Genomic DNA, 12248 nt, shown 5'->3' with positions numbered 1-12248 from the left:
GGTGCCGCTCGCCGTCGAGCCGCTCGAGGACGGTGAGCTGCGCGCCGCGAACACGCTGTTCGCCGCGGCGATCCACCGGCCACCGGCCGACGACGCCGCGTGGGCCCGGTCCGCGAGGCTCTACAGCCCGGGCCGCGTGCACGGCGTCCACGAGGGCGGCGCGCTCGTCGCCACCGCCACCTCGTTCCCGAGCGAGCTGGCCGTACCGGGCGGGTCGGTGCTGCCGATGGCCGCGGTCACGCGGGTCGGTGTGCGCGCCGACCACACCCGCCGCGGCATGCTGACGGCGCTGATGCGGGCCCAGATGGACGACGCGGCGGCCCGCGGCGAAGCGGTCGCGTCGCTGCGGGCCAGCGAGACCCGGATCTACGGTCGGTTCGGTTACGGGGTCGCGACCCGGGGCCGGGCCGTGCGGGTGCGCGCCGACCCGACCTTGATGCGGCCCGGCGCCCCGCTGGCCGGCACCGTTCGGCTGCTCCGGCGCGACGAGATCGTGCCGGTGCTGCGTGAGCTGCACGCGCGGATCGCGCTGCGGAATCCCGGCGGCATCAGCCGCACCGACGGCTGGTGGTCCGCGACCACGGCCCGCCGCATCGAGGTGGACCGCGCCCCCGTCCTCGCCGCCGTGCACGCCGGGCCGGACGGTGACGACGGGTTCGCCGTCGCCTACCGCGCCGACGGCCCCGAACGGTCCCTCGACGTGGCCGACCTGCACGCCGTCGACGTCGCCGCGACCGCAGGGCTGTGGCGGTTCCTCCTCGGCGTCGACCTCGTGGAGAGCGTGCAGGCGTACCTGCGCCCGCTCGACGAGCCCCTCGAGCTGCTGCTGGCCGACCCGCGCGCCTGCGCCGTGACCGGCACCGAGGACGAGACCTGGCTGCGGCTCGTGGACGTGCCCGAGGCGCTCGCCGCCCGCGGCTACGGCGCCGCCGACCCGGTGCTGATCGCCGTGCACGACGGCTTCCTGGAGGAGAACTCGGGCGTCTACCGGATCTGCGACGGTTCCGCGGAGCGCGTCGGCCCGCTCGGTGGCCCGGTGCGGCCGGAGCTGGAGTGCACGGTCGACGCCCTCGCGATGGCCTACCTCGGTGACCGCCGCCCGTCCGAGCTCGTGGCGAGCGGCTGGTGGACCGCGCCCGACCCGGCCGCGGTGCCCCGGGCCGACGCGGCCTTCGCGACGGCGGGCGCACCGTGGTGCGGCACGTACTTCTGACCCGAAGGCCAGCATGGTGACGCCGTCGTCCGGGGCGCGCCCTCAGCGGGCGTTCTTCAGGAGCGCCGTGCAGAGGCGTTCGATCGAGCTCCCCACGCCCCAGCGGTCGCCCAGCGCCGCCAGGCGTTCCAGGTCGACCGGCTCGGCGGGCAGCGCGTCGGGGCGGTCCAGCTCCACGGGCGCGTCCACGGCCACCCGCACCACCGGCTCGACGACGGCGAGGTAGGGGGCGGCCGCGGCCAGCTTCGTGCGGACCGGAGGGCTCAACCTGCCGTCGGCCTTGTCGATCACAGCGGCCCGCAGCTCGGCCCACGTCCCGAACCGGCCGACGAGGGTGGCGGCGGTCTTGGCGCCGATCCCGGGCACGCCCGGAAGGCCGTCGGAGGGGTCACCGCGCAGCATCGCCATCTCGGCGTACGCGGTCCCGGCCCGCTCCACCGGCACCGCGTACTTCGCGGCCACCTCGACCGGCCCGAGGTGCTCGGCCTTGGCCAGCCCACGGCCGACGTAGAACAGGCGCACCGGCACCGGTTCGTCGCGCACGATCTGCATGAGGTCGCGGTCGCCGCTGACCGCGAGCACGGGGTCGGTGCGCTCGGTGGCGGCGAGCGTGCCGATCACGTCGTCGGCCTCGTAGCCCTCCGCGCCCGCCGTCGCGATCCCCGCCGCGGCTAGCACCTCGAGCAGCACCGGGACCTGTGGTTGCAGGGTGTCGGGCACGATCTCCGGCAGCCCCGCGGGCGCCACCTCCGGCTCGCCGGGCACCCGGTGCGCCTTGTAGGACGGCAGCGCCTCCACCCGGAACGCCGGCCGCCAGTCCAGGTCGAGGCACGCCACCAGGCGCGTGGGGCGCCGCTCGGTGATCAGGCGCGCGACCATGTCGGTGAAGCCGCGGATCGCGTTGACCGGCGTGCCGTCCGGCCCTGTGATCGACTCCGGCACGCCGTAGAAGGCGCGGAAGTACAGGCTGGCGGCGTCGAGCAGCATCAGGGACTGCGCGGGCGGTGCAGGCGGGGTCACGCGGCACAGCTTGCCGGAATACCCTGCCCCCCATGACACCGGCCGTTCCGACCGCGCTGCTCGCCGACCGCATCCGCCGTGCGGGTGAGGTGGCCGCCGCGCAGGACATCGACCTGCTGCTCATCACGCCCGGCCCGGACATGCGGTACCTCCTGGGGATGTCCGGCGAGTCCCACGAGCGGCTCACCTGCCTCGTGCTGCCGGCGGCGGGCCACCGGGCCCCGCCCGCGCTCGTGGTGCCGCGGCTGGAGGCGCCGGGGTTCTTCGGGCTGCCGCTCGACGAGCTGGGGATCGAGGTCGTCACGTGGCGCGACGGGGAGGACGCCCACCTGCTCGTCAGCGATCTGGGCGGCGTCCCGAGCCGGGTGGGGCTCGCCGACGCGATGCCCGCCGCGCACGTCCTGCCGCTGCAGCCCGCGTTCCCCGACGTGGAGCAGGTGCTCGCCGGGCCGGTGCTGCGTGAGCTGCGGATGCGCAAGGACGCCGCCGAGGTCGCCGAGCTGCGTGCGGCGGGGGCGGCGATCGACCGCGTCCACGCCCGCATGGGCGAGTTCCTCAAGCCGGGCCGCACGGAGGCCCAGGTCGGCGCCGACATCGCCGCCGCGATCCTCGAGGAGGGCCACACCGAGGCCGCGTTCGTGATCGTCGGGTCCGGCCCGAACGGCGCGAGCCCGCACCACGACGTGTCCGACCGCGTGATCGAGAGCGGCGAGGTGGTCGTGATCGACATCGGTGGGCCGCTGCCGAGCGGCTACAACTCCGACTCCACCCGCACCTACGCCGTCGGCGCGGAGGCGCCGGCCGCGGTGCGGGAGGCCTACGCCGTGCTGCAGGACGCCCAGGACCGGGCGGTGCGGGCGGTGCGGCCGGGCGTCACCGCCGAGCAGGTGGACGCCGCCGCGCGCGAGCCGATCACCGCGGCCGGCCTCGGCGAGCGGTTCGTGCACCGCACCGGCCACGGCATCGGCCTCGAGGTGCACGAGGAGCCCTACATCGTGGCCGGCAGCGCGCTCCCGCTCGAGCCGGGCATGGCCTTCAGCGTGGAGCCCGGCGTGTACTTCGACGGCGAGTGGGGGGCGCGCATCGAGGACATCGTCGTCGTCACCGACGACGGCCACGAGCGGCTCAACGCGCGCCCCCACGACCTCGTGGTGCTGTAGGACCCGCGCTACGCGACGGCTCCCTCGAGGAGCGAACGCACCGGGGTGGCCGGCCGCCCGAGCAGCTCCTCCAGCTCGGGTCCCGTGGCCGCGAACTCCCCGCGGCGGGCCGCCCGGAACATGCCGAGGAGCATGGTCGGCCCGTCCTCGGGAACTCCCTGGGCGATCAGCGTGGCCCTCCACTCGTCGTCGTCGGCGACGACGCGGCGGATCCTGCGTCCGCTGAGCTCGGTGAGGATGCCGGCGACGTCGTGCAGGTCCAGCGCGTCCGGTGCGGTCAGCGGCGGCGTCGGCCCGTCGAAGCGGCCCTCGGCGGCGAGGACGACCGCCGCTGCTTCGGCGAGGTCGGCGCGCGCGGTCCATGAGACGGGTCCGTCGGCGGGCGCGACGAGCTCCCCCGTCTCCAGCGCCCGGCCGAGCAGGAGCCGGACGGTGTTGGCGTAGAACCCGTTCCGCAGCGCCGTGAACGGGATGTGCGTCGCCGACAGGTAGCGCTCGGTGGCGGCGTGGTCGGGCATCGGCGCGCAGAGCGAGTCGGCGGCCGCAGCCTGGTGGCTGGTGTAGAGGATGCGCCTGGCCCCGGCATCGCGCGCGGCGTCGACGGCCGCGACGTGCTGGGCGACCGCCGCCTCGCCGAGCCGGTTCGTCGAGACGACGAGCACCTGTGTCGCGCCCTCGAACGCCTCGGCGAGGGAGTCCGGGTCGGTGAAGTCGCCGCGGCGCACGCGGACGCCGCGGGCGGCCAGGTCGCCGGCGCGGCCGGGATCGCGAACGCTGACGCCGACCCGGTCGGCCGGGACCCGCTCCAGCAGCCGATCGACGATCTGGGAGCCGAGCTCGCCGGTACCCCCGGTGACAATGATCATGTCCCACCTCCGTGAACGTTGATAGCAGCAACGTTAGCAACATTGGTAGCAGATCTTCGCTATCGTCGACAACATGGTGGGAACGAGAGCCGTCGGCAGGCAGCGGACGCGCGAGCGCATCGTGGAGGTCGCGGCGCGGCTGCTGCGCGAGCAGGGCGCACCCGCGGTCACCACCCGGGCGGTCGCCCAGGCCGCGGGCATGCAGGCACCTACCATCTACCGGTTCTTCGAGGACAAGGACGCGCTGCTCGATGCCGTCGCCGAGCACGTCCTCGCCACCTACGTCGCCACGAAGGCCCTCGCCGAGGACGGCTCCGACCCCCTGGCCGACCTGCGGGCCGGCTGGGAGGCGCACATCGCCTTCGGCCTCGCCAACGGCGCGCTCTTCGGCCTGCTCACCGACCCGGCCCGCGGCGCCCGCTCATCGGCCGCGACCGCAGGCCTCGAGGTCCTGCGCACCCGCGTGCACCGGATCGCGGCAACCGGCAGGCTCCGCGTCGACGAACGACGGGCCGTCGAGCTCATCCACGCCGCCGGCACCGGCGCCGTGCTCACCCTGCTGGCCATGCCCCCTCACGAGCGGGAGCCGGACCTGGCCGACGCGATGTACGACGCGGTGCTGCGATCGATCCTCACCGACGCACCGGCACTCCCCACGGACGGCACGACCGCGGCCGGCGTCGCGTTCCGGGCGGTCGCGCCGACATTGCCGGGTCTCACCGACGCCGAGCAGGCGCTGTTGACGGAGTGGTTGGACCGACCTGCCGATGCCCGGGCCCGTTAGCTCCGGCGATCAGCGCACCAGCCAGATCCCGGCGGCGGCCAGCATCGCCTCCACCGCCCGGTGCAGGGTGGGCGCGACGCCGGTCGGCACGAACTCGGGGGAATGGCCGCCCGGGGCGACGCCCGCGGCCACGGCGGTGTCCGGGTCGGTGCCGTCGGCCGGGTACAGCGCGGGGTCGAACCCACCGAAGTTCCAGAACACCGACGGCACCCCGGCGGCCTCGGCGAACAACCCGAAGTCCTCGCTGCCCGTCTTGGGCGTGGCCTCGTGCACGTGCCCCTCGCCGAACGCCGCCGTGAACGCGGCCCGCACGGCGTCGGTGGTCGCGACGTCGTTGCGCAGCAGCGGGAAGCCGTTGATGGGGGCGATCTCCGGCGGGCGCGGGGCGCCGGCCGCCTCGGCCTCGGCGTTGACGATGCGGGTGATCGCGGCGAGCACGCGCTCGCGGACGCCCGGGTCGAACGTGCGCACGTTGAGCTTGAGCTCGGCCTCCGCCGGGATGACGTTCTCCTTGCGCCCCGCGTGGATGGCCGCCACGGTCACGACCGCGACGTCGGTCGGCGCGACCTCCCTGGCCACGACCGCCTGCAGGCGCATCACGATCGACGCGGCGAGCACGACCGGGTCGACGGTGGTGTGCGGGGCCGATCCGTGCCCGCCGCGGCCGTACACCGTGACGCGCAGGCTGTCGGCCGCGGCCATGAACACGCCGGGGCACACGTACAGGTGGGTGCTGGGCGCCGAGACGATGTGCTGACCCAGCGCCACGTCGAACGGGCCGAAGCGGTCGAGGAACCCGTCGTCGAGCATCGCCCGCGCGCCGCCGCCCACCTCCTCGGCCGGCTGCAGGACGGCGAGCACGGTGCCCGACCAGGCGTCGCGGTTCGCCACCAGCTGCTCCACCGCACCGATCAGCGCCGTCATGTGGGTGTCGTGGCCGCACGCGTGCATGACCCAGGTCGCGATGCCGTCCGGGTCGACGGCCGTGGCCCGGCTGCGGTAGGGGACCTTCTGGATCTCCTGCACGGGCAGCGCATCCATGTCGGCGCGCAGCAGCACCGTGGGGCCCTCGCCGCCCCGCAGCACGCCGACGACGCCGGTCTTGCCCACGCCGGTGGTCACCTCGAGCCCGGCCGCGGCCAGGCGAGCGGCCAACACGGACGCGGTGCGCTCCTCCTGGAACGACAGCTCGGGGTTCTCGTGGAGGTCGCGGTAGAGCAGCTCCAGGTCCGGGATCCGGTCGTCCAACCCGTTGGTGAGCACTGTTCCCCCTTCTCGATCAGTCGACGGCGACGAACGCCGGCCGGGGCGACGGGTCGACCTCCGGTGGACGGCCCGCGTTCGCGACCGATTCGAACACACGCGCGATGGCGAGCAGGCGGTCCTCCCGCAGGTGCGGCCCGACCAGCTGCAGGCCGACCGGCAGCCCGTCCGGCGTGAACGCCGCCGGGAGCGAGATCGCCGGGCACCCGGTCATCGTGATCGCGGACGGCAGGCCCATCCACTCCAGGTAGTCGCGCATCGGGGTGCCGTCGATGGCGCGCGGGTAGCGGGTGGTGATCTCGAACGGGGCCACCTGGCAGGTGGGGGTGGCCAGCACGTCGAAGGAGCCGAAGAACTCCCGCATCTCGTGGAAGATCCGGGCGGCGTTGCGCTCGGCGCGCGCGATCGTGGGCCCGTCGAGCTTGGCGCCCTCCTCGATGTTCCACTGCGCATCGGCCTTGAGCCGGCCGGGGTGCTCGGCGAGCACCGGGCCGAGCCCCACCTGCATCTTGAGCGCCCGCAACACCCGGAACGTCTCGATGGCGTCGGTGAGGTCGGGGGTGACGAGCTCGACCTCCCAGCCCTGCGATGCCAGTGCGGCGACCACCGGTTCGAGCGCGTCCCGGACCTCCCGGGCCACCACGACCCGCCCGTCGAGATCGGGCGACCAGGCCAGGCGGATCGGGCGCCTCGCGGCGGGCACCGGGAAGTACGACCCGGGGTCCGCGGGCACCGACCACCCGGCCCGCGGGTCCGCCCCGGCGAGCACGCTCAACAGCAGCGCGAGGTCGTCGACCGTGCGCGCCATCGGGCCCACCACCGCGAGGCGGCTGAACGGGTCGCCGTCCGGCCACGACGGCACCCGCCCCGGGGACGGCCGGAAACCGACGACGTTGCAGAACGACGCCGGGTTGCGCAGCGAGCCGCCGGTGTCGCTCCCGTCCGCGAGTGGCAGCATGCGCGCGGCGAGGGCGGCCGCCGCGCCGCCGCTGCTGCCACCCGCGGTGCGGTTCGGCGCGTACGGGTTGCGGGTGACCCCGTAGACGTCGTTGAACGTGTGCGAGCCCAGCCCGAACTCGGGGACGTTGGTCTTGCCGACCGCGATCGCCCCCGCCGCCGCCATCCGCTCGACGACGGTGTGGTCCTGCGTCGCGACCCGGTCGGCGAAGATCGGGCTGCCCTGGGTGAACCGGAACCCGGCGGCCGGCACGAGGTCCTTGTGCGCGACCGGCAGCCCGTAGAGCGCCCCGCGCTGCTCGTCCTTGCGGTAGGTGCGGTCCAGCTCGCGGGCCGCGGCCATGGCCCGCTCGGGCCGGAGGTCGACGATCGCGTTGACGGCGGGGTTGAGCCGCTCGATCTCCGCGATGTGCGCCTCCATCACCTCGGCGACGCCGAGCTCACCGGAGCGGGTCAGGCCGGCGAGCTCGACCGCGGAGAGCCGGTTGGTCGAGTTCTCACTGATCGTCACGAGGGCGACGCTAGTGCTCCCGATCAGGCGGCGGGGGCCGCCGCCGGTGCCGGTTCGAGATGAGCCTTGGCGTCGGGGCCCGCCACGCACGCCGCGGCGCTCGACCCGGAACGCACGAGGTCGCCGATGCAGCGACCCATCTGCGCGTGGGCGGCGGCCGTGGGGTGGAACGACTCCTGGGCGAGGTGGAAGCCGATGGCGTCCAGCCCGCCGTACACGAGCGCCTCCGGATCCACGGTGATGCGCCGCTGCCACTCCTGCGCCTGCAGCGGCTTGGTGCACGCCTCGTAGCCCTCGGTGGCCCGGGCCATGTCGAGGAACAGCGCGCCGGTGCGCTCGGCGACGCCGTGCAGCGCGGTGGAGAGCGCGGGGAAGAGCGTGGTGCGGCCCCAGCCGGCGTCGGGCTTGCTGTACGGGCACCCGGCGAGGGCCTGCAGCGGCACCATGTGCTCCGTGACGGGGGACGCGTAGGAGGCGAGGACGAGCGTGTAGTCGCCCAGGCCGTACCCGGCCTGCCGCATGGCCGACCGCACGTCCCGCACCGCCGCCTCCACCTTCGACGCGGTGGCGGCCATGCGCTCGGCCACCAGTGGGCCGATCGTGTCGCGGCACGGGGGCTCGCGCGGGTCGACGAAGGCGCGGATGCAGGCGACGCCGGTGCCGAACAGTGCCGCGTCGTCGTTGGCGCCGACCTGCACGATCACCGTGGTGAGGCGGTAGCGGCCGGCCACCTCGACGAGCCGCTGGGCCTGGGACCCCTCCGTGTAGTGGGTGCCGCTGCCGAACGCGACGTCGCCCGCCTTCGCCCCCGAGCACGCCAGGTTCACCGACTCGGAGGCGAGACCGGTGCGGTGGACGTAGGCGTGCACCGAACGGTGGCACCAGTTGTCGTTCTCCCCGCGGGTGCCCGGCTCGTAGTCGTCCGCGCCGTCGCCCGCAGCAGCGCTGTCGCCGAGCACGACCACCGCCGTGGGCGCCTGCGCCATCGCCGACGCCGGGACACCGAACAGGGCCAGCGCCACGGCGCCGGCCGCGGCGCTGATCAGGGCCAGGGAGCGTGATCGCGTCACGAACTGAACGCTATGCACATCGCAGGTCGCTGACCAGGACTTTCACCGATACCAGCGATCACCAGCCGCGCGGCGCAGCGCACCGTCACCGACGGCGAGTCCGGTCAGCCGTGCGGGGGTATCCCAGGGGAACTTCAGGGACGCCTCCGGGCGTTTCCGGAGTTCCGGAGCCGGCCGCGGCGCCGACACTGGAGTCCAGCGGCGAGACGCGCCGCGATGTGGAAGGAGCCCGAAGGTGGCATCGACCCTGACCCGCCCGCAGCACGGCAAGGTGATCGCCGGCGTGTGCGCGGGGCTGGCGGACCGGTTCGGAATGAGCCCGTTCGTGGTCCGGCTGCTGTTCCTGCTGTCCTGCCTGCTGCCCGGCCCGCAGTTCGTGATCTACATCGTGCTGTGGGTCCTCATGCCGAAGCGGGCGTACTGATCCGGTAGACATCGCGGGATGGCCCGCACCCTGCTCCTCGGCGCCAGGCTGTTCGGCCCGGCCCGGGGGTCGGGCGCCCTCGAGATAGAGGGGGAGCGGATCAGCTGGGTGGGTGGCGCCGCCGCCGCGCAGGAGCGCCGGCCGGGCGCCGACGCGCTGGAGCTCGCCGGCGCCGTCGTCACCCCGGCCTTCGTCGACGCGCACGTGCACGCCACCGCCGCCGGCCTGCTGGCCGACGGCCTGGACCTCACCGGCTGCGGCTCGGCGCGGGAACTGCTCGACGCGGTGGCCACCCGCACCACCGCCCGTCCGGGCGCGCTCGTGTGGGGCCACGGCTGGCAGGACCAGCACTGGCCCGACGAGCTCCCGCCGCGGGCCGCCCTCGACCGGGCCGCCGCGGGCGCACCCGTCTATCTGAGCCGGGTCGACGTGCACTCGGCCCTCGCCTCGTCCCCGCTCCTCGAGAAGGCCCCCGGCGTGACCGGTGCCGTCGGGTGGTCGCTCACGGCGCTCTCGGGCGACGCCCACCACCGGGCCCGCCGGGCGGCGCTCTCGACCATCGACGGCACCACCCGCGATGCCGCCCAGGCCGCGTTCCTCGCCCACGCCGCGGCGCGTGGCATCGCGGTCGTGCACGAGTGCGCCGGCCCCGACATCTCGTCGGCCGCCGACCTCGCCGCGCTCCGCGCGCGTCGCGGGCCGGAGGTCGTCGGCTACTGGGGGGAGGCGGTGCGCAGCGCGGGGGAGGCCGCGGAACTGATCGCGGCCACCGGGGCCCGCGGGCTCGCGGGCGACCTCTTCGTCGACGGCTCGCTGGGCTCGCGCACCGCGGCGCTGCGCGAGCCCTACGCCGACGCTCCCGGCTGCACGGGGAACCGCTACCTCGACGCCGCGGGGATCGGCGCGCACGTCGCCGCCTGCACCACGGCCGGGACGCAGGCCGGGTTCCACGTGATCGGCGACGCCGCCGCGGACTCGCTGCTCGCCGGGCTCGCGGAGGCTGCCGCCGTGACCTCACCCGCGGCCGTGCGTGCCGCGGGCCACCGGGTGGAGCACCTGGAGATGGTGGATCCCGCCCAGGTGCGCCGGCTGGCCGCGTTCGGCGTCGTCGCCAGCGTGCAGCCGCTGTTCGACGCGTACTGGGGCGGCCCGGACGGCATGTACGCCGCGCGCCTCGGACCGGCCCGGGCCCGCGGGATGAACCCCTTCGCCGGCCTGCACGAGGCGGGTGTGGTCCTCGCGTTCGGCTCCGATGCCCCCGTCACCCCGGTCGACCCGTGGGCCGCCGTCCGCGCGGCGATCGAGCACCGCACGCCCGGCTCGGCGATCGCCGCGGCCGACGCCCTCGCCGCACACACCGTGGGCGGCCACCGCGCGGCGGGGGACCGGTCCCCGCTGGCCGGCCGCCTGGTGCCCGGCGCCCCTGCGAGCTACGCGATCTGGGACGGCGCGGGCCCCCTGACCGGCACCCCGAACCCGCGCTGCCTGCGCCTGGTCCACCGCGGCGAGGTGCTCCACGACGGTCTCGGGGGAGCGAACGGCGCACCCGCTCGCATCTAGTGTCTGGCGCGCGGCGGTGCCGGTCGCTCCGGGCCCTGTTGCCGCGTCCAGCGGCCCGCCGCCCGCCTGTGGCCACGGCGACGTGAACCGGCCGCCGGCGTCGTGCGTATGCCTTTGCACAGGTGCGCCCGGAGGTCGAGATGCTGGACAAGGACGAACGCGACGCGTTGCACGAGATCGAGCGGCAGATCACGGCCGCGGATCCTGATCTCGCCGCGCTCCTGCGCGGTGAGCGCAGCCTCACCCGCGCCGCCACCAGTGGCTGGCTGCGCGCCGCGCTCGCCCTGCTCGTGGCGCTCGTCGTGATGTTGCTGGTCCTGGGGCTGCCGGCGAGCGCCCTGGCAGTGGCGGCCGTCGCGGTGGGGCTGTGGTGGCGGTGGCGACACCGCCTGATCCGGCCCGGGTCCGGTCGCCTGCGTGCGCTTCGCCCCAACGGGGGCTGACCCGATGGTGGGTTCGGGGTGGGGTCTGGCACTATCTGCGCCGTGACGGACCGGACCTACTGCGCGGGCGTGGCTCTGCGCTGTCCGGGGTGTTGTCGCTGCTGTCGCAGCTGACCCGACCCCGTCCGTCCCGGCCGCCCGCCGCGGCCCCGCACGTCTGCGAACCCACGATGATCACCACCCCCGACCTGCGCGGGCACACCGTCCTCGTCCTGCACGCCCACCCCGACGACGAGGCGATCTTCACCGGGATCACGCTGCGCCGCCTGGCCGATGCGGGCGCGCGCACGATCCTCGTCGTCGCGACCGCGGGCGAGCTGGGCGGCTCGCGCGTGCCGCTGCGCCCCGGGGAGACGATCCCCGAGCGCAGGCTCGCCGAGCTGGAGCGGGCGGCGGAGCTGCTCGGGGTGTCGCGGCTGGCGCTGCTGGGCCGGCGGGACTCGGGCCTGCCCGGGTGGGCCGACGCGCGCCACGAGCGCGCGCTCGCCGTGGCCGACCTGCTGCAGCTCGCCCGGGACGTCGCCGAGATCGCCGACGACGAGGGCGCGGGCGCGGTCGTCCACGACGACGAGCACGGCATCTACGGCCACCCCGACCACCGCGCGGTCTTCCGGGTCGGGTCCACCGCGGCCGACATGCTGGGGCTCACCGGGTACCGCGCCACCGTCGACCGCGAGCACCTGCACGTCTCGGCCCGGGACCGCCACCTGATCCACGGCGCCGCGCGCGCCGCCGCCGTTCCGTTCGGGCGGGTCACGGCCGAGATCGGGCTCGCCGTCACCGGCAGCGCCGCGCACCTGCAGCACAAGCGGGCGGCGATGGTGGCGCACGCGAGCCAGATCGCCGACGGCGACGTGCCCGTCGACGGCTTCGCCGGCGCCTACGGCTACGAGTGGTTCACCCGCAGCGGCGCCCCCGGCCCGCTCGACGCGCTGGGCAACGCACACCTCCTGGCCCCCGCATGAGGCCGTTGCCCG

12 protein-coding genes are annotated in these 12248 nt (G+C 75.3%); 7 read left to right on the top strand and 5 right to left on the bottom strand.

Annotated features, from left to right (window positions below):
• The first annotated feature begins 1 nt into the window (after position 1).
• Positions 2-1213, top strand: coding sequence for a GNAT family N-acetyltransferase (locus tag ACU436_RS14380; protein WP_459025704.1), 1212 nt, complete (start codon positions 2-4; stop codon positions 1211-1213).
• A gap of 42 nt (positions 1214-1255) precedes the next feature.
• On the opposite strand, the gene ACU436_RS14375 is transcribed toward ACU436_RS14380, so the two are convergent.
• Positions 1256-2200 carry a 5'-3' exonuclease gene (locus ACU436_RS14375; protein ID WP_459025702.1) on the bottom strand — a complete coding sequence of 315 codons (945 nt, stop codon included), beginning with the start codon at positions 2198-2200 and terminating at the stop codon, positions 1256-1258.
• Between the two features lie 65 nt (positions 2201-2265).
• On the opposite strand from ACU436_RS14375, the gene ACU436_RS14370 reads away from it, so the two are divergent.
• Positions 2266-3393, top strand: a complete 1128-nt coding sequence (locus tag ACU436_RS14370; protein ID WP_459025390.1) for a M24 family metallopeptidase — start codon at positions 2266-2268, stop codon at positions 3391-3393.
• A gap of 8 nt (positions 3394-3401) precedes the next feature.
• On the opposite strand, the gene ACU436_RS14365 is transcribed toward ACU436_RS14370, so the two are convergent.
• A complete protein-coding gene (locus ACU436_RS14365; protein WP_459025388.1) occupies positions 3402-4259 on the bottom strand; it encodes an NAD(P)H-binding protein in 858 nt (285 codons plus the stop codon).
• Between the two features lie 73 nt (positions 4260-4332).
• Between ACU436_RS14365 and ACU436_RS14360 the strand changes: the two genes are divergently transcribed.
• Positions 4333-5043 carry a TetR/AcrR family transcriptional regulator gene (locus ACU436_RS14360; RefSeq protein WP_459025386.1) on the top strand — a complete coding sequence of 237 codons (711 nt, stop codon included), beginning with the start codon at positions 4333-4335 and terminating at the stop codon, positions 5041-5043.
• A gap of 9 nt (positions 5044-5052) precedes the next feature.
• On the opposite strand, the gene ACU436_RS14355 is transcribed toward ACU436_RS14360, so the two are convergent.
• Genes ACU436_RS14355 through ACU436_RS14345 form a run of 3 tightly spaced genes read right to left on the bottom strand, consistent with a single transcriptional unit; the run spans position 5053 to position 8844 of the window.
• Complete coding sequence (locus ACU436_RS14355) at positions 5053-6306, bottom strand: amidohydrolase (RefSeq protein ID WP_459025385.1); 1254 nt, start codon at positions 6304-6306, stop codon at positions 5053-5055.
• Positions 6307-6322: 16 nt separating this feature from the next.
• A complete protein-coding gene (locus ACU436_RS14350) occupies positions 6323-7774 on the bottom strand; it encodes an amidase (RefSeq protein ID WP_459025383.1) in 1452 nt (483 codons plus the stop codon).
• Between the two features lie 23 nt (positions 7775-7797).
• Positions 7798-8844 (bottom strand): GDSL-type esterase/lipase family protein, encoded by a 1047-nt coding sequence (locus ACU436_RS14345; RefSeq protein WP_459025381.1) that lies wholly within the window; start codon positions 8842-8844, stop codon positions 7798-7800.
• A gap of 235 nt (positions 8845-9079) precedes the next feature.
• On the opposite strand from ACU436_RS14345, the gene ACU436_RS14340 reads away from it, so the two are divergent.
• The 4 genes from ACU436_RS14340 (at position 9080) to ACU436_RS14325 (ending at position 12236) form a co-directional block, all read left to right on the top strand.
• Positions 9080-9268 carry a PspC domain-containing protein gene (locus ACU436_RS14340; protein ID WP_459025379.1) on the top strand — a complete coding sequence of 63 codons (189 nt, stop codon included), beginning with the start codon at positions 9080-9082 and terminating at the stop codon, positions 9266-9268.
• 18 nt (positions 9269-9286) lie between these two features.
• Entirely contained in the window at positions 9287-10828 is a 1542-nt protein-coding gene (locus ACU436_RS14335; RefSeq protein ID WP_459025377.1) for an amidohydrolase, read from the top strand.
• A 122-nt stretch (positions 10829-10950) separates the two neighbouring features.
• Complete coding sequence (locus tag ACU436_RS14330) at positions 10951-11271, top strand: DUF3040 domain-containing protein (RefSeq protein ID WP_459025375.1); 321 nt, start codon at positions 10951-10953, stop codon at positions 11269-11271.
• A gap of 89 nt (positions 11272-11360) precedes the next feature.
• Positions 11361-12236, top strand: coding sequence for a PIG-L deacetylase family protein (locus ACU436_RS14325; RefSeq protein ID WP_459025373.1), 876 nt, complete (start codon positions 11361-11363; stop codon positions 12234-12236).
• Positions 12237-12248 lie beyond the last annotated feature (12 nt).

Source organism: Pseudonocardia wallangbongensis (assembly GCF_054486945.1).
Note: the sequence above shows the minus strand (reverse complement) of the source record. Positions and strands in the feature narration are given on the sequence as shown.

Bases quoted from the DNA above. Each gene is read 5' to 3' on its own strand.
- ACU436_RS14370 (WP_459025390.1), top strand. From the start codon at position 2,266: ATGACACCGGCCGTTCCGACCGCGCTGCTCGCCGACCGCATCCGCCGT.
- ACU436_RS14375 (WP_459025702.1), bottom strand. From the start codon at position 2,200: ATGCTGCTCGACGCCGCCAGCCTGTACTTCCGCGCCTTCTACGGCGTG.
- ACU436_RS14360 (WP_459025386.1), top strand. From the start codon at position 4,333: ATGGTGGGAACGAGAGCCGTCGGCAGGCAGCGGACGCGCGAGCGCATC.
- ACU436_RS14335 (WP_459025377.1), top strand. From the start codon at position 9,287: ATGGCCCGCACCCTGCTCCTCGGCGCCAGGCTGTTCGGCCCGGCCCGG.
- ACU436_RS14365 (WP_459025388.1), bottom strand. From the start codon at position 4,259: ATGATCATTGTCACCGGGGGTACCGGCGAGCTCGGCTCCCAGATCGTC.